Here is a 19,948-nt window from a genome sequence, read left to right on the forward strand (position 1 = left end):
GACGGTGGTGCCCTCCCTGGATGAGCCGGAGTCGCGAGAAAGCCGTAGAAACGGCTGTGAGGCAGAAGGCGAGGGGGAGGCACGCCCGTACGGCGTCCGTCCCCCCGACGGCCTGTCGCGCACGATCTTCGCAACTTCTTTCGAGACCCTAGCGGGGCGAAGATGGGGATGAGGCGGGATTACTCAACTGGAGGCGGGAGTGCAGGTGGAGGCGGGGTCGGTGGCCGATTCTTTCCCCGAGGAGCGGCTGACGCGACGGATTTTCCGGGACGAAACACTGCTCGTCCTGGGCCTGTCGCTCGGGGCCAGCGGAGTGTCCGCGCTGATCAGCTTTGTCGGGTCGGTCACCAAACCGGGGGGTCTCAAGGATCAGGCAGCCACCCTCAACGCTTCGGCCGCGCCGGGTCGCCCCTGGCTGGATCTGGCCTGGCAGCTGTTCGGCATCGCGTCGGCCCTGGTCCCGGTCGCCCTGGTCGCGCACTTCCTGATGAGGGAGGGCAAGGGACTGCGCGTGATCGGGTTCGACCGTACGCGGCCCTGGCCCGACCTCGGGCGGGGGGCCGCGATCGCGGCGGTGATCGGTAGCACGGGCATCGCCTTCTACCTGGCGGCCCGGGGGTTCGGCGCCAACCTGACCGTGGTGCCGGAAGCGCTGCCCGACGTGTGGTGGAAGTACCCGGTCCTGATCCTGTCGGCCGTGCAGAACGCCGTACTGGAGGAGGTCATCGTCGTCGGGTACCTGCTGCGCCGGCTCGGGCAGCTGGGCTGGACGCCGGGGACCGCGCTGGTGGCGAGCGCGGTGCTGCGCGGCTCGTATCACCTCTATCAGGGCATCGGCGGCTTCATCGGGAACATGGCGATGGGTGTGGTCTTCGTCTACCTGTACCGGCGGTGGGGCCGGGTCGGACCGCTCGTGGTGGCGCACTCGCTGCTCGACATCGGGGCGTTCGTGGGATACGCGCTGCTGGCGGGGAAGGTGGGCTGGCTGCCGACCGCCTGAGCGATGGTGTGAGCGGGTCCGACGGCCTGAGCGGCTCCGATAGGGGCGTACGAGAGTCTCGTACGCCCCTTTCTTGTACGGCTTCTTCGTGCGTCGCTACGCGAGGAGCTCGCCCTCGATGACCGTGACCGCGTGGCCCGTGAGGAGCGTACGGCCGCCGCGCAGCTCGGTGTGGACGAGGCCGGAGCGCGGGGAGGCCTGCAGGCCGGTGAGGCCGGGGCGGCCGAGGCGCTCGGACCAGTAGGGCGCGAGGGCGGTGTGGGCGCTGCCCGTGACCGGGTCCTCGTCGATGCCGATGTTCGGGAAGAAGCAGCGCGAGACGAAGTCGTAGCCCTGGGAGGGGTCTTCGGCGCAGGCGGTCGCGATGATGCCGCGCTCGGAGTACAGGGCGAGGGCCTTGTGGTCGGGGGTGAGTCCCCGGACCGTCTTCTCGTCGGCGACTTCGATCAGCAGGTCGCCGGTGTTCGGGCCGGTGTCGAAGGTCGTGAGCGGCTCGGCGCCCAGGGCCTCGGCGACGCCGTCCGGGACCTCGACCGGGGTGAGCGGGGCGGTGGGGAAGTCCAGCGTCAGGGAACCGTCCTCGTGGGGCGTGGCGATGAGTACGCCGCTGAGCGTGGCGAACCGCACCGGTCCCGTGTGGGCGCCCGTGGTGCGCAGGACGTGTGCGGTGGCGAGGGTCGCGTGCCCGCACATCGCGACCTCGGCGACGGGGGTGAACCAGCGCAGCGCCCAGTCGGCGTCGCCGCCCTCGGGAAGGCGGTGCGCGAAGGCCGTCTCCGCGTGGTTGACCTCCAGGGCGACGCTCTGGAGCCGGCTGTCCTCGGGGAAGGTGTCGTGGTCGAGAAGGAGGACCCCGGCCGGGTTGCCCGCGAAGGGACGGTCGGTGAAGGCGTCGACGATTCGAATCCGCATGCCCCGACGCTAGCGGCCCGAGCGGGCCGCGGGACAAGGCCAATTCCGTGGATCTGGACCGGTTGTGGCGGTCCGGCCCCCTGACCTGCCCGGATCCTCGAGCCTTGTCAGGCGAGCTATTCCGATATATCGTTGACGCATCGCGACCGATCAACGAACGAATGGAGTGATGGCGATGCGTCCCCAAGGACAGGAATTTGGATTCGAACGTGGACATGGCCGACACGGTGGGCCCGGTCCGCGTGACCGGGGCCGCTTCGAAGGGCGGCGTGGGGCTTTCGGGCCCTTCGGTCCGGGTGGTCCGGGTGGTGGCCCCGGCGGCCCCGGGTTCGGCTTCGGGCCGGGCCCCTGGGGTGGCCGGCGCGGCGGCCGGGGCGGTCCGGGCGGCAGGGCGCGGCGCGGTGACGTACGCGCGTCGATCCTGGCCCTTCTCAAGGACCGGCCCATGCACGGCTACGAGATGATCCAGGAGATCGCCGAGCGCAGCGGCGGGGCATGGAAGCCCAGCCCGGGTTCGGTCTACCCGACCCTCCAGTTGCTGGAGGACGAGGGCCTCATCACCAGCGCGGCCGAGGGCGGCAAGAAGCTGTTCTCGCTCACCGACGAAGGCCGCGAAGCGGCCGAGGCGGGTCCCGAGGCGCCGTGGGAAGAGGCCGGGCGCGGGGTCGACTGGGAGACGCTGCACGAGATCCGACAGGCCGGCTTCGGTCTCATGGAGGCCTTCGGTCAGGTCTGGAAGGCCGGCAGCAAGGACCAGCGCGACAAGGCGCTGGCGGTCATCAACGAAGCGCGCAAGAAGCTGTACCTGATCCTCGCCGACGAGGACTGACGGGCATGCTGTGGTATCTGACGGCGCCCCGTGGAAGTGTTTCCGCGGGGCGCCTGTCGATGTACGGGGGCTGGGTGCGGGTCCCGGGGCAGGTGCGGGACTCAGGTCACCAGTCCGGCCAGCTTGCGCAGCGATTCGTTGAGGGCGGCCGTAGCCGAGTCCTTGAGCTTGCCCGCCATCAGCGAGACGGCCGCGCCGGTGAACTCCCCGTCGATCCGCACCGAGGTGGCGTCGCCGTCGGGGGTCAGTGTGTAGCGGGTGGCGACGGTCACCGCCATCGGACCCTTGCCGCGGATGGCCAGGGTGCGGGCGGGCTCCAGTTCCTCGATGGTCCACTCGACCTCGGCCGGGAACCCCATGAGCTTCATGTTCTCCTGGAAGGTGCCGCCGACCTCGAGTGAGGAGGGGCCACCCTTGGGGAAGTTGGTGTGGGTCGAGTTCCACTCGCCGTACGAGGAGAAGTCCGTGAGCTGCGCCCAGACCTTCTCGGCAGGCGCCTCGATGCGTGCTTCCGCGCTGACTTCGGCCATGCGACCACCCCTTCGTGTCAGGCGCTGCGCCCGGCGCAGCTACGGTGTCGCGGAACGTAGCCGCAGCCCTCGGAACATTCAATACTGATGAACCGTCAGGAATTGTGAACTCAGCCGACCTGGCGTATCACCGCCGCGTCGAACAGGTCCCAGGCGCGCGGGAAGGGCCCCTCGTCGTGACAGCGCCACGCCTCCCGGAACAGGTCGGCGAGCGGCGCATCCTCGGGGGCGTGCACCCGGTACGCGTACTGCCTGCCGTCGACCGCGGGGAGAGCGGCCGGCCGGCACCTGCGCTCCATGCCACTGAGGGACGAGAGCCGAAGCGGCGCGGTTGCGTACGGGGCGCGAAGCAAGGCGGCGCGCGCCCTGAGGGGGAAATCGGGGGTGAAACGGTGCGAAGTCATCCGTAAGGAGGAGAACGTGCTCGCGGAAGCCCACCCTGTGTGGGACGTGAAGATGCTGCCCACCGAGGATGACCCGGGTCGCCGGGACTGATGGGGTAGGGGTTGTGCCACCGCGTATCCCCCAGCAGCCCGCCGCCGAGAGCGGCTCCCACCGCACGGAACCCGACGCCGGACTCAGTGCCGAGCTGGCGTCGGTGGTCTCCGGCGCACGCAGGCGGGCGCTGCGGGACGGCGACCGGCAGATCGACACCGCTCATCTGCTGCACTCACTGCTGGAGGCCGACCCCCAGGTGCGCGCCGCCTTCGACGGCGCCCCGCAGGTCGCGCGGCTGCTCGGCTATCTCGTGCAGCGCAGCATCGGCTACGGGCTGCGCTGGCAGAGCGGCGTCGAGGATTCGGGGGCGGTTCCGGTCGTCGCCGAGGCGGGCTGGTCGCGGGTCGTGGCCGAGGCGGGCTGGTCGCCGATGGCGGCCGGAGCCATGGAGAGCGCGTGCGAGCGTGCCGAACGGCGGGGCGACGAACGGGCCCGCTGTCTCGATCTGCTCGCCTCGATCGTCACCGATCCGCAGTCGCGGGCCGTCGAGGTCCTGCGACGGGCCGGCGTGGACGCCCGGGCGCTGCTTCTGCGCATCGAGAACACCTTCGACGTCGAGGACGAGTTCGCGTGCGAGTTCCGCCTCGACCTCGAGAGGTACGTCGGCGGCGACCCGGGCTGCCAGTCCAATCGTTGAGACAGGTGTCATCGGGGGTGACGCTCATGTCGTCGCCTGTCATCATGTGCCGGTGCATACCTCTCAGGGCAGTCAGGACAACCGTGGGAAGGGCGTCGGGCTGGGCCTCGCGCTCGCGTCGGCGGTCGCCTTCGGCGGATCGGGTGTCGCGGCGAAGCCGCTGATCGAATCGGGGCTCGACCCGCTGCACGTGGTGTGGCTGCGGGTCGCGGGCGCCGCCCTGTTGATGCTGCCGCTGGCCGTGCGCCATCGCGCTCTCGTACGGCGGCGCCCCGCCCTGCTCGTCGGGTTCGGACTGCTCGCCGTGGCGGGCGTCCAGGCCTGCTACTTCGCCGCGATCTCCCGTATCCCCGTCGGTGTCGCCCTGCTCGTCGAGTACCTGGCGCCGGCGCTCGTGCTCGGCTGGGTGCGGTTCGTGCAGCGCCGGCCCGTGACACGCGCCGCGGCGCTCGGGGTCGTCCTCGCGGTCGGCGGGCTCGCCTGTGTCGTCCAGGTGTGGTCCGGACTGAGCTTCGACGCCGTCGGACTGCTGCTCGCGCTGTGCGCCGCCTGCTGCCAGGTCGGTTACTTCGTCCTGTCCGACCAGGGCAGCGACGCGGGCGAGGAGGCACCGGACCCCCTCGGCGTCATCGCGTACGGCCTGCTCGTCGGCACCCTCGTGCTGACGGTCGTCGCACGTCCCTGGACCATGGACTGGTCGCTGCTCGGGGGCAGCGCGGACATGAACGGCACCTCCGTCGCCGCCTCCTTGCTGCTCGGCTGGATCGTGCTGATCGCGACCGTCGTCGCCTACGTCACCGGAGTGCTCTCCGTGCGCAGGCTCTCCCCGCAGGTCGCGGGCGTCGTGGCCTGCCTGGAGGCGGTCATCGCGACCGTGCTCGCCTGGGTCCTGCTCGGCGAACATCTCTCGGCGCCGCAGATCCTCGGCGGTGCGGTGGTGCTGATCGGCGCGTTCATCGCGCAGTCGTCGGCGCCCGCGAAACCCTCGGACGGGCCGGTCGCGAGCGGCGGGAGCGACGCCGAGAGGGATTTGTCGATCCACGGAACCGCCGTCTAGGGTGCTGGCCATGCCTTCGACGCTCGTTCTGCCGCCTCCTGCCGCCTGAGGCGGGCTCTCCGGAGTTCCCACCCGGCCTGGTGCCGGGTGGCACGGCGCTGCCCGCAGAAGAAGTCCGAGGACCTTCCCGTACGCCCCTGCCCGCTGGGCACGGGCTGCGACGTGGTCCTTCCCGAACTTCTGCGCGGCTGCCTTGTGCGCGGCCGCGCGTATCCGCGGAGAGAAACACGTGTCGCAAGCTGCTTCCGGCCTGCCCCTCGGGCGAGGCCTCCTCTATCTGATCGTCGCCGGTGCCGCCTGGGGCACCGCGGGCGCGGCCGCGTCACTGGTCTACCAGGCCAGTGACATGGGGCCGATCGCCCTCTCCTTCTGGCGCTGCGCGGGCGGGCTCGTGCTGCTGCTCGCCGCGCGCCTGCCGCGGCACCGGCGGTGGCGCCGACGGGTCGCGCCGGCCACCCGGGAGCCGCTCGGCCGCAAGGTCCTGCGGATCGGTGTCACGGGCCTTGGACTCGCCGTCTTCCAGACCGCCTACTTCGCCGCCGTCGAGGCCACCGGACTCGCGGTGGCGACCGTCGTCACCCTGGGCGCCGGGCCCGTGCTCATCGCCCTGGGCGCGCGACTGACCCTGGGGGAGCGGCTCGGGCGCGGCGGAAGCGCCGCAGTCGCCGGGGCGCTCGGCGGGCTCGCGGTGCTCGCACTGGGCGCCGGCGGCGCCACGGTGCGGCCCTGGGGCGTCGTGCTCGCGGTCGTGTCCGCGGCCGGATACTCCACGATGACGCTGCTCACCCGGTGGTGGGGACGCGACGGCCGCGCCGACGGCTCCGGTACGACGGTGTGGACGTTCGCCGTCACCACCGTCTGCCTGCTGCCGCTCGGCCTGGCCGAGGGGCTGGTCCCGCACACCGCCCAACCGGCCCACGTGCTGGCCCTGGTGGTCTATATCGCCGCCGTCCCCACGGCGCTGGCCTACGCCCTGTTCTTCGCGGGCGCCGCCGTGGTCCGGTCCGCGACCGTCTCCGTGATCATGCTCCTGGAGCCGGTGAGCGCGGCCGTGCTGGCCGTCGGTCTGCTCGGCGAACGACTGACCATGACGACACTCGCGGGCACCCTGTTGATGCTGGGTTCGGTCGCGGGGCTCGCGGTGGCCGAGACGCGCGGTATCCGGGGCGACACCCGGAGCGTGCCCGAGGAGGAACGGGCGCTCGTCTGAGGGATGCGGCAGGTATGAGGACCGAGGCATGAGGCCGAGGCGCCGGGGGTGACCCCGCCCGGTGCCTCGGCCGCCTCGGCGTCACAGGGTCGTGAGGTAGTCGGGGAGCTCGATGCCGGGGGCCAGGTCGTCGGCGGGGATCGGGGTGCCGTGTCCCTTGGTGAGGGGGACGACCCCGGTCCAGTGGGGGAGGGTGAGGTCCTCCGCGTCGTCGTTCGGGCCGCCGGTGCGCAGCTTCGCGGAGACCTCGTTCAGATCGAGGCGGATCACGGCGGTGGCGGCGAGCTCCTTGGCGTTGGCTGGGCGCGAGTCGTACGAACGGCCCGGGACGACCTGGTCGACCAGCGCGTCCAGGGCCTCCCGCTTCTCGTCCGGGTCCGTCACCTGGTGGGCGATGCCGTGCACCACCACGGAGCGGTAGTTCATCGAGTGGTGGAAGGCGGAGCGGGCCAGGACCAGACCGTCGACATGGGTCACGGTCAGGCAGACGGGCAGCCCGGGGTCGGCCTGACCGGCCATCCGCAGCGGGCGCGAACCCGTCGAGCCGTGTACGTAGAGGCGCTCGCCGACCCGTCCGTAGAGGGTGGGGAGCACGACCGGGGCGCCGTCCCGGACGAAGCCGAGGTGGCAGACGTACCCCTCGTCGAGTATCGCGTGGACCAGTTCGTGGTCGTACGCGGCGCGCTCCTTGGAACGGGTGGGGACGGTGCGATCGGTCGGGGTGTAGGCGGCGGGCCGCGTCGTCCCGGGCTGAGTGCTCGTCTCCGACATTGCGCTCTCCATTGCACTAGTGCATAATCTTCTTTGTGCTAGAAGAGTATCTGATCGAAGGGCGTCGCGCAGCGGACATTTCCGCGAGCGTCGAGCGTGCGGTCGGCAGCGGGGACCTCGAACCCGGGCAACTGCTGCCACCCATGCGGGAGTTGGCGGAGCGGCTCGGGGTGAATCCCAACACCGTCGCCGCCGCCTATCGCACCCTGCGTGAACGCGGGGTGATCGAGACCGCGGGGCGGAGAGGCAGCCGGATCCGCTCGAAGCCCGCCACGACGGGACGCGACTACATCCGGGTCGAGGTGCCGGAGGGCGTGCGGAACGTGGCCGACGGCAACCCCGACCCGGCACTGCTGCCCGCCCTCGCCGAGGCGTTCGCCGCGGCGGCGGGACGGTCGGACCGGGATCCCGTGATGTACGGGGAGGCCGCCGTCGAGGCGGAGCTGGAGCGGCTCGCGCGCGCCGACCTCGACGCGGACGGCGTGCCCGGCGGGCCCGTCGTCGTCACCTCCGGATCGCTCGACGCCATCGAGCGCGTGCTGGCGGCCCATCTCAAGCCCGGGGACGCCGTCGCCGTCGAGGATCCCGGCTGGGGCAGCGTGTTCGACCTCGCCCCGGCCCTCGGGCTGCGCACGGTCCCGGTGCGCGTCGACGACGAGGGCCCGGTCCCCGACGACGTACGCCATGCCCTGGAGGCCGGTGCCCGCGCGCTGATCGTCACGGACCGGGCGCAGAACCCGACCGGCGCCGCGGTGGGCGCCGCACGCGCCCGTGCCCTGCGCTCCGTGCTGAAGGAGCACCCGGACGTCCTGCTCGTCGAGGACGACCACGGGCATCGGATCGTCGACCTGCCGCTGCACCCCCTGGCCGGGGTGACCCGCGACTGGGCCTTCGTGCGCTCCGTCGCCAAGGCCTACGGCCCCGACCTGCGGCTCGCCGTCCTCACCGGAGACCCCGTCACCATGGACCGGGTGCACGGGCGGCAGCGGCTGGGGCCCGGCTGGGTGAGCCACCTGCTGCAACGGGCGGTCTTGCACCTGTGGGTGAACGGCGCGGTGGACGTCACGGCCGTGGCGGCGGCGTACGGGCGGCGCCGGGACGCGCTGATCGACGCCCTGAAGCGGCATGGCATCGAGGCGTACGGGCGCAGCGGGATGAACGTGTGGATCCCCGTCCCGGACGAGACCGGAGCGGTCGCGCGGTTGCTGCACGCCGGCTGGGCGGTCGCGCCCGGGGCGCGCTTCCGGATGAGCGCGCCGCCCGGCATACGGATCACCGTCTCGAGTCTGACGCCGGACGACATCGAGCCGCTGGCGGACGCCGTCGCCTCCGCCGTCGGACCGGCGCCCGCACGCGGCTACGTGTGAGTGGTCCGTACGCGGCTGGGTGTGGGTCGGTCCGTACGCCCTGAGGGCTCGGTCAGCGGCGCGGCCCGGCCTGGGTGAGCGCGGCGCCGGCGAGGACGATCACCGCGCCGACCGGCGTGGACCAGCTCAGCGACTCGCCGAGGATCGCGACGCCCGCGGCGGTGGCGATCACCGGGATGAAGTACGTGACCATCTGGGCCGTCGTCGGGCCGACCTCGGCGACGATGCCGTACTGGACGAGCATGGCCAGGCCCGTGCCGAGGGCCCCCAGGGCGGCGATCGCGAGCAGCGGGACGACCGGGAAGTGACTCGGCAGCGTGGTGAACAGTGGGGTGACGAGGGCCAGTTGGGCAGTGGCGAGCAGTAGTTGGGCGCCGGTCATCGACAGATGCGAGTGGCCGGTGCCGGCCAGGGTGCGGCGGACGTAGATCCAGCCGATCGGGTAGCTCAGCGAGGCCAGCAGGGCCATCAGCGTGCCCGTGGCGTCCAGGCCGTGGAAGCCCTGCCAGATGCCGAGGACCGTCAGGACGCCGAGAAAACCGAGGCCGAGACCGGCGACCCTGCGCCGGGTCGGACGGTCCTCGGAGAGGGCGACCAGGGACAGGGCCATGCCCCACAGGGGCGAGGTCGCGTTGCAGATGCCCGCGAGCGTGGACGGGATCGTCAGCTCGGAGTAGGCGAAGAGCGAGAACGGCAGTGCGTTGAGCAGGAAGGCCGCGACCGCGAGATGGCCCCAGGTGCGGGCCCCGCGCGGCAGCCGCTCCCGCTTCACCGCCATCGCCGCCGCGAGCACCGCCGTCCCGAACAGCAGCCGTCCGAAGGTGACTTGGAACGGCGCGTAGCCCTCCGTGCCGACCTTGATGAGCAGAAAGCTGAAACCCCAGATCAGGGAGAGGGCGCCGAAGCGGATGCGCCAGTCGAGGGCGGTGCGACGGCGGGGGGTCGCGGCGGTCGGGGTGTCGGTTCGGGGAGTGGTCACGGCGGTCATGGACGTAACGATGAAGCAGACCATCTCGTAGCACAAGCGAGATTTATCGAGCGGTATCTCGTAGTATTGCTTACATGTTGAATCTGGAGCGTCTGCGCACCCTCGACGCCCTCGCTCGGCACGGCTCGGTGAGTGGTGCGGCGGAGGGGCTGCACGTCACGACGTCGGCCGTGTCCCAGCAGATGTCCAAGCTGGAGCGCGAGGTGGGGCAGCAGCTGCTCGCGAAGAACGGGCGCGGGGTGCGTCTCACGGATGCCGGGCGGCTGCTGGCCGAGCATGCCGCGCGCATCCTGTCGCAGGTCGAGCTCGCCCAGTCCGACCTGGAGGCCCAGCGCGGTCAGGTCGTCGGTGAGCTGCGGCTCTCCGCGTTTCCGACCGCCGCGCGCGGCCTGTTCCCCACCGCGCTCGCCGCGCTGCGCGCCGATCACCCCGGGCTGCGGGTGCGCTCCAGCGAGCTGGAGCCCGAGGCCGGGGTTGCCGGAGTGATCCGCGGCGACCTCGATCTGGCGGTGGTGCTCGACTGGTACAACAAGCCGATGCCGCTGCCCGACGGCCTGGTCAAGGCCCCGATCCTCGACGACCCGGCCGACGTGGCGATGCCGGTCGGCCACCGGCTCGCGGACCGCGCGGAGGTCGACCTCGGCGACTTCGCCGACGACGAGTGGATCACCTGGGGCGAGGGCGAGTTCTGCCACGAGTGGCTGATGTTCACGTTGCGCTCCCGGGGCGTCGAGCCGCACATCGGCCATCGCGCCGCCGAGACGCACACCCAGCTCGCCCTGGTCGCCGCGGGGCTCGGCGTCTGCATCGCGCCGCTGCTCGGGCGCCATCCGATGCCGGACGGAGTCGTCACGGTGCCGCTGCGGCAGGCCGTCCGGCGGCATGTCTACGTGATCTGGCGCGCGGACGCCGACCGCCGTCCGTCGATCAGGGCGGCGGTCGCGGCGCTGCGGGCGGCGGGGGAGAGCATCGGCTGAGCGGTGACCTGAGCGGTGACCTGCGCGGTGGCGGGGCGGCCCGGACACGTAGGTCTGCGGGGCCGCTGCTGTGGCCCCGCAGCGATGGGTGCTGTCGACGGCTCGCGCGGTGCGGGGCGGCTGAGGGGAGCTCCGCGGTGGCGTGGCCGCGCCCGCCCCTGCCCTGGGTCCTGTCGTCACATTCCCGTCGTCCGCCCGGAGGACGTGGCCCTGCGGCGTCAGGTGCGTGCTGTCGGCGTGCCGGGCACCGGCCCTCGTACTGGATGTACCTGGGTCTGTGCCCGGTACGGCGAAGGGGGTCCCTCCCTGTTCGAGCGAAGCCGAGAACTCGGGGGGCGCGTGCAGGGCGTCGCGGGGCAGACGGGAATGCGACGACAGGGCCTAGAGCGGCGGCAGCTTGCGGAAGTCCCAGGAGGCTATGGCCGTCGGCGTCAGCCGGGCCCACGCGTGGCGGCCGTCGTGCGGCATCTCCTCCAGGCCGAAGTTCTTGCGGGCGAACAAGATCTCGGGGACGTCGAGTTCGGCGCACAGCTCCCCGGTGCGCGGGACCTCGCCCACGAACTCCACCGCGCCGGACAGCTCGACGCCGCGCAGCTCCCCGTAGTCCTCACCGGTGTCGATCACCACCGCGACCCGTGGGTCGCGGCTCAGCTCCGTCCAGCGCTTGCTGCGTACCACGGAGTACAGCCACAGCGAGGTGCCGTCCCAGACGAACCAGAGCGCGCTCACGTGGGGGGCGCCGTCCCTCGACACCGTGGCGACGCGGCAGGTGCGCTGGGTGGTGAGGAACTCGTCCAGCTCGCCGGGGGTCATCATGATCTTCCGACCCCTGCGCTGAGTGACGGTCATGCGGTCACCTCTTCTTTCATGTCGACCTGATGCGTCGATCTTCTGCGTCGACAGAGATCCTCTGACAGTGCGTCAGAAAAGCATGGGCCGTCTTCCGTCCTTGCGCAATGCTCGTTACGCTCGCCCGCCCGACCCTCGACGACAAGGGGAGTCATGCCGCCGCGTGAACAGCTCAGCACACTCCTCGACCCGGACGGGACCGTTCTGCTCACCGTGGAATGCCAGCAGGGGGTCGTCGGCTCGGACAGCGCACTGCCCGAACTCGCCAAGGAGGCCCGGTCGTCGGGGGCGCTCGCGAACATCGCCCGGCTGGTGGCCGGTGCCCACCGCGCAGGAGTCCAGGTGATCCACGCGATCGCCGAGCGACGGCCCGACGGGCGGGGGGCCAACCGCAACGCCCGCCTGTTCCACGCGGCCGAACGGCTGCCCGTGCAACAGCTGTCGGGCACCACCGCGGTCCGCGTCGCGCCGCCGATCGAGGTCGCCGAGGAGGACTTCGTCGTACGTCGCCTGCACGGCCTGTCCCCGCTCGCGGGCACCGACGTCGACGCGCTGCTGCGCAACCTGGGCTGTCGCACCCTCGTCGTGACCGGAGTCTCCGCCAATGTGGCCGTCCCCAACACGGTGTTCGACGCCGTGAACCGCGGCTACAACGCCGTGGTGCCCGCGGACGCGATCGCGGGGGTGCCTTCCGACTACACCCCCGCGCTGATCCGCAACACGCTCGCCCTGGTCGCCACGATCACGGCGACCGATGACGTGCTGGCCTGCTTCGAGAGGCCGCGCCGCTGAGGCGCGGCCCCGGCCGCGTCACGCGAGCTTGATCGAGTCCCCGTCCACGGTGATGTTGGCGGCGGCCAGCGGCTGCGTCGCGGGCCCCTTCTTCACGCTGCCGTCGGTCGCGGAGAACTGGCTGTTGTGGCACGGGCAGGTGATCACGTTGTCGGCGATGCCCTTCACCGCACAGCCCTGGTGGGTGCACTTGGAGGAGAAGGCCTTGTAGGTGCCCGCGGTCGGCTGGGTGACGACGACGCCCTGGGACTCGAAGACCTTGCCGCCGCCCTCCGGGATGTCGGTGGTCTTGGCGAGGACCGTGCCGCCCGCGTTGCCCGCCGCGGCGTTGTCGCCCCCGCCCGTACCCCCGCTGCTCGCGCTCGCGCCGGAGCTGGAGCCGGAGTTGGAGCTGGTGGAGTCGGAGGACTTGTTGTCCGACCCGCACGCGGTCAGCGCGACGGCGAGTCCCGCCGTGCCGACCGCCGCCACGACGGTGCGGCGGGCCGGGGCCGGAACGGGGTGAAGCGATTCGCTGGTCATGCTGACATTCCCTTCAACGGACGTGATGGTGATCCGTACAGAGGTACGGTCCGCCCGTCTGCCCTGTTCAGGAGCTGAGGAGTTCTTGACCGAATCGACAGCGGTTCGACAGCCGCGCCGATCTGCTCGGGACACCGCCGCCGCGGGCGCCCACGGGTCGCGTCCGGTGACCGTGACCACCCCAGTAGCCTGGGGCGATGCTCAAGGAAGTCATCGTGACCCGCTACATCACGCCCCTGCGTGAGGGCGGCTCGCTGCCGGGGCTCGTCGAGGCCGACGATCTCGGGACGTACGTCATGAAGTTCACCGGCGCGGGGCAGGGGCGCAAGACGCTCGTCGCGGAGGTCGTCTGCGGTGAACTCGCCCGCCGGCTCGGCCTGCGCGTGCCCGGCCTGGTGACACTCGGCCTCGATCCGGTCCTGGGGCTCGGGGAGCCGGACCAGGAAGTGCAGGAGCTGCTCAAGTCGAGCGGCGGACCGAACCTCGGGATGGACTTCCTCCCCGGCGCGATCGGCTTCGACTCCCTCGCCTTCGAGGTGAGCCCCGAGGAGGCCGGGCGGATCGTCTGGTTCGACGCGCTGGTCAACAACGTCGACCGTTCCTGGCGCAACCCCAATCTGCTGATGTGGCACGGCGACCTGTGGCTCATCGACCACGGCGCCACCATGATCTGGCACCACCACTGGCCGGGCGCGGCGACCTCCGCGGCCAAGCCCTACGACGCCTCCGACCACGCGCTCGTGCCCTTCGGCCCGGACATCGCCTCCGCCGCGGCCGAACTGGCGCCGCTGGTGACCGAGGACCTGCTGGCCGAGGTGACGGCGGAGATCCCCGACGCATGGCTGGCCGACGAACCCGGCTTCGACTCGCCGGACGCCCTGCGACGTGCCTACGCGCAGCCGCTGCTGGCGCGGGCCGGCGTGATCGAGGGGCGCATCAAGGGCTTCGGGGGGGACAAGTGAGCGAGCGGGACGTCTTCGAGTACGCGCTGCTGCGCGTGGTGCCGCGCGTCGAGCGCGGCGAGTGCTTCAACGCGGGCGTACTGGTGTACTGCCGCGCCAAGTCCTTCGTCGGGGTGCGCACCCATCTGGACGAGACCAAGCTGCTTGTCCTGGACCCGGAGGCCGACGTGGCCGGCGTACGGGCCGCGCTGCGGGCGGTCGAAGGGATCTGTGCGGGTGGTAAAGCGGCAGGTCAGGCGGCTGGTGACGACGCCGGACGGCGCTTTCGCTGGCTGATCGCGCCCCGCTCCACGGTCGTGCAGCCGGGGCCCGTGCACACCGGACTCACCGCCGATCCGGAGGCCGAGACGGAGCGGTTGCTCCAGTTGCTGGTCAGGTAATGGATCACACCCGCGTGGTGTGCCGTTGACACCGGGTGCCAGGGCTTCTAGCGTCACGTCTACTGAAGGTACTAAGCGGTCGCTCACCGGACGGGCGTACCGTGTGAGCCGCAGGACATTCCATCGCAGGACGTTCCACCGCAGGGCATTTCAAGCCGCAGGGCTTTTCAAGGGCGAGGAGAACCAGCAATGTCCACCACTGAGCAGCGTGTCGCCGTAGTCACCGGTGCCGCGCGCGGCATCGGCGCCGCCACCGCCGTACGACTGGCCGCCGAGGGCCGCGCCGTCGCGGTGATCGACCTCGACGAGGCCGCGTGCAAGGACACCGTCGAGAAGATCACCGCCGCCGGTGGCAAGGCCCTCGCGGTCGGCTGCGACGTCTCCGACGAGGCCCAGGTCGAGGCCGCGGTCGCGCGGATCGCCGAGGAGCTCGGTGCGCCGACCGTCCTGGTGAACAACGCGGGCGTGCTCCGCGACAACCTGCTGTTCAAGATGGCCGCGTCCGACTGGGACACGGTCATGAACGTGCACCTGCGTGGCGCCTTCCTGATGGCCAAGGCCTGCCAGAAGTACATGGTGGACGCCAAGTTCGGCCGGATCGTCAACCTGTCGTCGTCCTCGGCGCTCGGCAACCGCGGCCAGGCCAACTACTCCGCCGCCAAGGCCGGTCTCCAGGGCCTCACCAAGACCCTCGCCATCGAGCTCGGCAAGTTCGGCGTCACCGCCAACGCCGTCGCGCCCGGCTTCATCGCCACCGACATGACGGCGGCCACCGCCGAGCGCGTCGGCATGGGCTTCGAGGACTTCCAGGCCGCGGCCGCCACCCAGATCCCCGTGCAGCGCGTCGGCAACCCCGACGACATCGCCAACGCGATCGCCTTCTTCACCGGCGAGGCCGCCGGATTCGTCTCCGGCCAGGTCCTGTACGTGGCCGGCGGACCGCTCAACTGACGCCGGAGGGCACGACATGACCACACTCCCCGAACTCTCCGGCAAGGTCGCGCTCATCACGGGCGCGAGCCGCGGCATCGGCTACGGCGTCGCGGAGGCCCTCGTCGCCCGCGGTGACCGCGTGTGCATCACGGGCCGCAACGAGGACGCCCTGAAGGAGGCCGTCGAGGCACTCGGTGCCGAGCGCGTCATCGGCGTCGCCGGCAAGGCGCACGACCTGGCCCACCAGGCCACGGTCGTCGAGCGCACGATGGAGGCCTTCGGCCGCGTCGACTACCTGGTCAACAACGCAGGTACGAACCCCGTGTTCGGCCCGATGGCCGACCTGGACCTGGACGTGGCACGCAAGGTCTTCGAGACCAACGTCGTCTCGGCGCTCGGCTTCGCCCAGCTGACCTGGAAGGCCTGGCAGAGCGAGAACGGCGGCGCGATCGTCAACATCGCGTCCGTCGCCGGCATCGCCCCCTCGCCCTTCATCGGCGCGTACGGCATGAGCAAGGCCGCCATGATCAACCTGACCGTGCAGCTGGCGCACGAGTTCGCGCCGAAGGTGCGGGTCAACGCGATCGCGCCCGCCGTCGTCAAGACCAAGTTCGCGCAGGCCCTGTACGAAGGCAGGGAGGCGGAGGCGGCCGCGTCCTACCCGCTCGGCCGGCTCGGTGTGCCCTCCGACATCGGAGGCGCCGCCGCCTTCCTCACCTCGTCGCAGTCGGACTGGATCACCGGTCAGACCCTCGTCGTCGACGGCGGCATCTTCCTGAACGCCGGAGTGGGCTGACCGGAGGCCCGAGACGGGACGAACGGAGCATCGACGCGGGCGCTGATGGACGAAATCGGCGCTCGCGTCGACGTATGAAGACGTACAGCCAAATGACAACGTAGTCACAAACGCGCTGATCAAGTGCCCTGCCAGGAACACGGATCCACCGGTGTGACGCTGCGGTATGGTCTGCCGACCCTTGGTACGGCAGATCGAGGAGCGTGCGCGTGTTCAAGCGGAACCCATGTCTGCGGCAACTGGCGGCGGTCACGTCCATCACCCTGGTGGCCGGGTGTGGCGTCCTGTCCTCGGCGTCGTCCGACGACAAGGGACCGATCGTCGTGGGCACCACCAGTGCCCCGAGCACGCTGGATCCGGCCGCCTCCTGGGACGGCTCCTGGGAACTGTTCCGCAACATCTACCAGACGCTGCTGAGCTATCCCTCCGGGGCCACCACGCCCCAGCCCGACGCCGCCCAGAGCTGTGGGTTCGCGGACAGCTCGAACCTCGTGTACCGCTGCAAGCTGCGCGCCGGCATGAAGTTCTCCGACGGCGACACCCTGGACGCCCAGGCCGTCAAGTACTCGATCGACCGGATCAAGAAGATCAACCTGCCCGGCGGCCCCGCCGGCCTCCTCGGCAGCCTCGACCGTATCCAGGTACTGAACGCGCGCGAACTCGTCTTCCACCTGAACAAATCGGACGCGACCTTCCCGTTCGTCCTCGCCACCCCGGCCATGTCGATCGTCGACCCCGACGACTACCCCGCGCACTCGCTGCGCAAGGACGGCAAGGTCTTCGGGTCCGGGCCGTACAGCCTGCGCTCCTACGAGGACGGCAAGCAGGCCGAACTCGTCAGGAACGACCACTACAAGGGGTTCGCCGAGTTCAAGAACGACGCGGTCACGATCCGCTACTTCCAGGACTCGGGGCAGATGGTCGACGCCCTCAAGGACAAGAAGATCGACGTCACGTTCCGCGGCCTGGCCTCCAAGGACATCGTCTCGCTCCGGAGCAAGGGAGCGGACAACGGCCTTCAGCTCGTCGAGGGCGCGGGCATGGAGATCAGCTACCTGGTGTTCAACCCGAAGGATCCGTGGGCGGAGAAGCTCGCGGTGCGCAAGGCGGTCGCCCAGGTCATCGACCGTGCGGCGATCGCGCACAAGGTCTACAAGGACACGGTCGACCCGCTGTACTCGATGGTCCCCGCGGGCCTGACCGGTCACACCACGGGCTTTTTCGACGACTACGGGGACCCCAGTTCCTCCAAGGCCCGGCAGATCCTCTCGGAGGCGGGCATCACCGAGCGCGTCCCCCTCACCCTCTGGTACACCACGGACCGCTACGGCTCCGAGACCGCCCCGGAGTTCCAGGAGATCAAGAGGCAGCTGGAGGAGTCCGGTCTGTTCCGCGTGTCGCTCAACGGGCGCCCCTGGAAGACGTACGAGGAGGGTTACCGCAAGGGCGAGTACCCGGTGTTCGGGCGCGGCTGGTTCCCGGACTTCCCGGATGCCGAGAACTTCATCGCGCCCTTCGTGGGCCGGCAGAACGCGCTCGGCACGCCCTATCCGGCGCCCCGGATCACCGACACCCTCCTGCCCGCCTCGCGCCGCGAGAGCGACCGTGGAGCGGTGGTCAAGGAGTTCGAGGCGGCCCAGCAGATCCTCGTCGACGACGCACGGCTGCTGCCGCTGTGGCAGGGCAAGCAGTTCGTGGCGGCGAGCGAGGAGATCTCGGGCGGGGAGCAGGCCCTGGACCCCTCGACGATCATGATGATGTGGGAGCTGCACCGCAAGACCAGCTGGTAGGTCACGGGCAGGACCGGGCGGGTAGCGTGGTCCTACGGGGTGCGGGGCCGATTGTCAGTGGTCGCCTGTAGGTTCTGAGACCTGGAAGTGACCGCACATCGGAGGAACTTGACGTGACCGACACCGCCATGCTGCCCGAGTCCTGGCGCGGCGTCCTGGGTGACGAACTGCAGCAGCCCTACTTCAAGGAACTCACCGAGTTCGTCGAGGAGGAGCGTGCGGGTGGTCCCGTCTACCCTCCGCGCGAGGAGGTCTTCGCGGCGCTGGAGGCGACTCCGTACGAGCGGGTGAAGGTACTGATCCTCGGCCAGGACCCGTACCACGGCGAGGGCCAGGGCCACGGCCTGTGCTTCTCGGTGCGCCCGGGGGTGAAGACCCCGCCCTCGCTGCGCAACATCTACAAGGAGATGAAGGAGGAGCTGGGCACCCCGATCCCGGACAACGGCTATCTGATGCCGTGGGCCGAGCAGGGCGTCCTGCTGCTGAACGCGGTGCTGACCGTGCGCTCCGGTGAGGCCAACTCGCACAAGGGCAAGGGCTGGGAGAAGTTCACGGACGCGGTGATCCGTGCCGTGGCCGACCGGCCCGACCCGGCGGTCTTCGTCCTGTGGGGCAACTACGCGCAGAAGAAGCTCCCGCTCATCGACGAGAAGCGGCACATCGTGGTGAAGGGCGCGCACCCGTCGCCGCTCTCCGCGAAGAAGTTCTTCGGCTCCCGCCCCTTCACGCAGATCAACGAGGCGGTCGCCGGGCAGGGCCACGAGCCGATCGACTGGCGGATTCCGAACCTCGGCTGATCCGGGACCGGGACCGGGACCGGGACCGGAAAGCGGTCGGGCCGGGTGGGGCGTCCGGTCCGGCCGTCACCGGGGCGGCTCAGTGGTGTCCGGGGGCGCCTGAGCGTCATTGTCAGTGTGTCCGGTTAGCGTCGGAAGGGACAGCGACGAGCCTGGAGGACGCGGTGGCGGAGCAACAGGAGCAGGCGGCGCCGGACGCCATGATGACCCGGATCGGCCAGGTCGTCATGCTGCACCACGGTGGCGACCGTGAGGAGGCTCGGGGGCGTTTCCTGGACCTGTGGGGGGAGATCGGCGAGGACGGCGACCCCCTGCACCGCTGCACCCTGGCGCACTACCTGGCGGACACGCAGGACGACCCCGCGGACGAACTGGCCTGGGACCTGCGGGCGTTGTCGGCCGCCGAGGAACTCAGCGACGGCGACGTCGCCGAGCGCCACCGGTCGCTCGCGGCGCGCGCGTTCTATCCGTCGCTGCATCTGAACCTGGCGGCCGACTATGTGAAACTCGGCCGCTCCGAAGCCGCCCGCAGCCATCTGCGCCGCGCCCGGGGCGCGGCCGGAGCCCTCGGGAACGACCGTTACGGCGACGGCGTACGCGCGGCGATCGGCCGTCTGGAGCTGAGACTCGACGGGGCGGGCCCGTCGCGCGGGGGGCCGGGGGAGGACCCCGGCGCGGTCGAGCGGCCCGGCACCGTCGAGCGGCCCGGTCCCTTCGGCGGGTCCGGAGGGGAGACCCTGGGGCCGCCGAGACAGTGCCCCTAGAGCATGCGGACACCGGCCGTGGTCAATGCCCGTACGACCCCTTGCAGATGACCGCCTCCGGACTGTCCGCCTTCCAGCCTCCGTATTTCCGGCCGAGGGCACACACGTCCGTGTTGTTCGGCTGCTCGGAGGCGACGGGCGGGACCTCGGTGCGAGGCGCGGGCCTGTGGGGCCCTGGGTGGGGGTGAGGCCCTGGGTGTGGGTGATGGGCGGCGCCCGGGTGGCGCGCAGGGGCCTGCGGGGCGGCGGGCGCCGGGACGGGTCTGCGGTGCGGCGCCGGAGAGCTCGGTGACGGCTTCCGGGACGGCCCGATGAGTTCCAGCGCCTCGCGCGCCGGTGCCTGCACGACCTGCGGCCCGGCCTTGCCGTCGGGACGCGGTGGCGACGGCCGGGACGGCGCGGTCGGCAGGGTGGGAGCGGGCGGTCGCTGGACGGTCACACAGCCGGAGAGCGCGGCGGTGGCCACGGTGACCAGGAGCGTTGCGGCGGTCGTCGTTCGATGCACCCGCTCAACTCTGCTGCGTCCGGCCCGCTTTGGGGGAGCTGACAAGCGGAGGTTGCCCCACACGGGTGATCCTTCCGCCCCT

General features: G+C 71.0%; 23 protein-coding genes. 15 read left to right on the forward strand and 8 right to left on the reverse strand.

All coding sequences use genetic code 11. The annotated features are described in order from the left end of the window. Positions 1-199: 199 nt before the first annotated feature. Complete coding sequence (locus tag ACZ69M_RS37525; RefSeq protein WP_067379079.1) at positions 200-1,000, forward strand: CPBP family intramembrane glutamic endopeptidase; 801 nt, start codon at positions 200-202, stop codon at positions 998-1,000. A gap of 96 nt (positions 1,001-1,096) precedes the next feature. Here ACZ69M_RS37525 and ACZ69M_RS37530 read toward each other — a convergent pair whose 3' ends face one another. Continuing rightward, the gene (locus tag ACZ69M_RS37530; RefSeq protein WP_470057078.1) at positions 1,097-1,912 is read right to left on the reverse strand and encodes a PhzF family phenazine biosynthesis protein; all 816 of its coding nucleotides are present in this window, start codon (positions 1,910-1,912) and stop codon (positions 1,097-1,099) included. 175 nt (positions 1,913-2,087) lie between these two features. On the opposite strand from ACZ69M_RS37530, the gene ACZ69M_RS37535 reads away from it, so the two are divergent. Next, entirely contained in the window at positions 2,088-2,741 is a 654-nt protein-coding gene (locus ACZ69M_RS37535; protein WP_470057080.1) for a PadR family transcriptional regulator, read from the forward strand. A 101-nt stretch (positions 2,742-2,842) separates the two neighbouring features. Here ACZ69M_RS37535 and ACZ69M_RS37540 read toward each other — a convergent pair whose 3' ends face one another. Further along, positions 2,843-3,271 carry a type II toxin-antitoxin system Rv0910 family toxin gene (locus ACZ69M_RS37540; RefSeq protein WP_470057082.1) on the reverse strand — a complete coding sequence of 143 codons (429 nt, stop codon included), beginning with the start codon at positions 3,269-3,271 and terminating at the stop codon, positions 2,843-2,845. Positions 3,272-3,381: 110 nt separating this feature from the next. Further along, positions 3,382-3,570, reverse strand: a complete 189-nt coding sequence (locus ACZ69M_RS37545) for a hypothetical protein (protein WP_470057084.1) — start codon at positions 3,568-3,570, stop codon at positions 3,382-3,384. A gap of 209 nt (positions 3,571-3,779) precedes the next feature. On the opposite strand from ACZ69M_RS37545, the gene ACZ69M_RS37550 reads away from it, so the two are divergent. The 3 genes from ACZ69M_RS37550 to ACZ69M_RS37560 all read left to right on the forward strand — a co-directional run bounded on the left by ACZ69M_RS37550 (position 3,780) and on the right by ACZ69M_RS37560 (position 6,673). Next, a complete protein-coding gene (locus ACZ69M_RS37550; RefSeq protein ID WP_470057086.1) occupies positions 3,780-4,406 on the forward strand; it encodes a peptidase in 627 nt (208 codons plus the stop codon). Between the two features lie 46 nt (positions 4,407-4,452). Beyond that, entirely contained in the window at positions 4,453-5,463 is a 1,011-nt protein-coding gene (locus ACZ69M_RS37555) for an EamA family transporter (RefSeq protein WP_352053080.1), read from the forward strand. A gap of 229 nt (positions 5,464-5,692) precedes the next feature. Beyond that, the gene (locus ACZ69M_RS37560; RefSeq protein ID WP_470057088.1) at positions 5,693-6,673 is read left to right on the forward strand and encodes a DMT family transporter; all 981 of its coding nucleotides are present in this window, start codon (positions 5,693-5,695) and stop codon (positions 6,671-6,673) included. An 81-nt stretch (positions 6,674-6,754) separates the two neighbouring features. Here the strand turns inward: ACZ69M_RS37560 and ACZ69M_RS37565 are convergent, their stop codons facing one another. Then, the gene (locus ACZ69M_RS37565; RefSeq protein WP_470057090.1) at positions 6,755-7,444 is read right to left on the reverse strand and encodes a pyridoxamine 5'-phosphate oxidase family protein; all 690 of its coding nucleotides are present in this window, start codon (positions 7,442-7,444) and stop codon (positions 6,755-6,757) included. Between the two features lie 35 nt (positions 7,445-7,479). On the opposite strand from ACZ69M_RS37565, the gene ACZ69M_RS37570 reads away from it, so the two are divergent. After that, entirely contained in the window at positions 7,480-8,811 is a 1,332-nt protein-coding gene (locus ACZ69M_RS37570; protein ID WP_470057092.1) for an aminotransferase class I/II-fold pyridoxal phosphate-dependent enzyme, read from the forward strand. A 52-nt stretch (positions 8,812-8,863) separates the two neighbouring features. On the opposite strand, the gene ACZ69M_RS37575 is transcribed toward ACZ69M_RS37570, so the two are convergent. Next, positions 8,864-9,799 (reverse strand): DMT family transporter, encoded by a 936-nt coding sequence (locus tag ACZ69M_RS37575; protein WP_470057094.1) that lies wholly within the window; start codon positions 9,797-9,799, stop codon positions 8,864-8,866. A 74-nt stretch (positions 9,800-9,873) separates the two neighbouring features. Here ACZ69M_RS37575 and ACZ69M_RS37580 point away from each other — a divergent pair, with 74 nt between their 5' ends. Then, entirely contained in the window at positions 9,874-10,776 is a 903-nt protein-coding gene (locus ACZ69M_RS37580) for a LysR family transcriptional regulator (protein ID WP_470057096.1), read from the forward strand. Positions 10,777-11,157: 381 nt separating this feature from the next. Here ACZ69M_RS37580 and ACZ69M_RS37585 read toward each other — a convergent pair whose 3' ends face one another. After that, entirely contained in the window at positions 11,158-11,625 is a 468-nt protein-coding gene (locus ACZ69M_RS37585; RefSeq protein ID WP_470057098.1) for a pyridoxamine 5'-phosphate oxidase family protein, read from the reverse strand. Between the two features lie 153 nt (positions 11,626-11,778). Here ACZ69M_RS37585 and ACZ69M_RS37590 point away from each other — a divergent pair, with 153 nt between their 5' ends. Continuing rightward, the gene (locus ACZ69M_RS37590; RefSeq protein WP_470057100.1) at positions 11,779-12,417 is read left to right on the forward strand and encodes a cysteine hydrolase family protein; all 639 of its coding nucleotides are present in this window, start codon (positions 11,779-11,781) and stop codon (positions 12,415-12,417) included. An 18-nt stretch (positions 12,418-12,435) separates the two neighbouring features. On the opposite strand, the gene ACZ69M_RS37595 is transcribed toward ACZ69M_RS37590, so the two are convergent. After that, positions 12,436-12,939 (reverse strand): Rieske (2Fe-2S) protein, encoded by a 504-nt coding sequence (locus tag ACZ69M_RS37595; RefSeq protein WP_470057102.1) that lies wholly within the window; start codon positions 12,937-12,939, stop codon positions 12,436-12,438. A 197-nt stretch (positions 12,940-13,136) separates the two neighbouring features. On the opposite strand from ACZ69M_RS37595, the gene ACZ69M_RS37600 reads away from it, so the two are divergent. From ACZ69M_RS37600 to ACZ69M_RS37630, 7 genes are all read left to right on the forward strand, one after another. Beyond that, positions 13,137-13,901, forward strand: coding sequence for a HipA family kinase (locus ACZ69M_RS37600; RefSeq protein WP_470057104.1), 765 nt, complete (start codon positions 13,137-13,139; stop codon positions 13,899-13,901). Then, positions 13,898-14,281 (forward strand): DUF3037 domain-containing protein, encoded by a 384-nt coding sequence (locus ACZ69M_RS37605; RefSeq protein WP_470057105.1) that lies wholly within the window; start codon positions 13,898-13,900, stop codon positions 14,279-14,281. Before ACZ69M_RS37600 ends, ACZ69M_RS37605 begins: the two co-directional genes overlap by 4 nt. Positions 14,282-14,470: 189 nt before the next feature. Beyond that, positions 14,471-15,232, forward strand: coding sequence for a 3-oxoacyl-ACP reductase FabG (fabG, locus tag ACZ69M_RS37610; RefSeq protein ID WP_054229082.1), 762 nt, complete (start codon positions 14,471-14,473; stop codon positions 15,230-15,232). Positions 15,233-15,248: 16 nt separating this feature from the next. Continuing rightward, positions 15,249-16,010 (forward strand): SDR family oxidoreductase, encoded by a 762-nt coding sequence (locus tag ACZ69M_RS37615; protein WP_470057107.1) that lies wholly within the window; start codon positions 15,249-15,251, stop codon positions 16,008-16,010. A 209-nt stretch (positions 16,011-16,219) separates the two neighbouring features. Then, positions 16,220-17,800, forward strand: a complete 1,581-nt coding sequence (locus ACZ69M_RS37620; protein WP_470057109.1) for an ABC transporter substrate-binding protein — start codon at positions 16,220-16,222, stop codon at positions 17,798-17,800. Positions 17,801-17,913: 113 nt separating this feature from the next. Continuing rightward, positions 17,914-18,597: a uracil-DNA glycosylase gene (locus tag ACZ69M_RS37625; RefSeq protein WP_351311953.1), complete on the forward strand. Its 684-nt coding sequence runs from the start codon at positions 17,914-17,916 to the stop codon at positions 18,595-18,597. Positions 18,598-18,761: 164 nt separating this feature from the next. Then, entirely contained in the window at positions 18,762-19,361 is a 600-nt protein-coding gene (locus ACZ69M_RS37630) for a tetratricopeptide repeat protein (protein WP_470057111.1), read from the forward strand. 22 nt (positions 19,362-19,383) lie between these two features. Here the strand turns inward: ACZ69M_RS37630 and ACZ69M_RS37635 are convergent, their stop codons facing one another. Continuing rightward, on the reverse strand, positions 19,384-19,866 hold the full coding sequence (locus tag ACZ69M_RS37635; RefSeq protein WP_470057113.1) for a hypothetical protein: 483 nt from the start codon (positions 19,864-19,866) through the stop codon (positions 19,384-19,386). Positions 19,867-19,948: the final 82 nt, after the last annotated feature.

It is taken from the genome of Streptomyces sp. NPDC107454, from assembly GCF_055582885.1.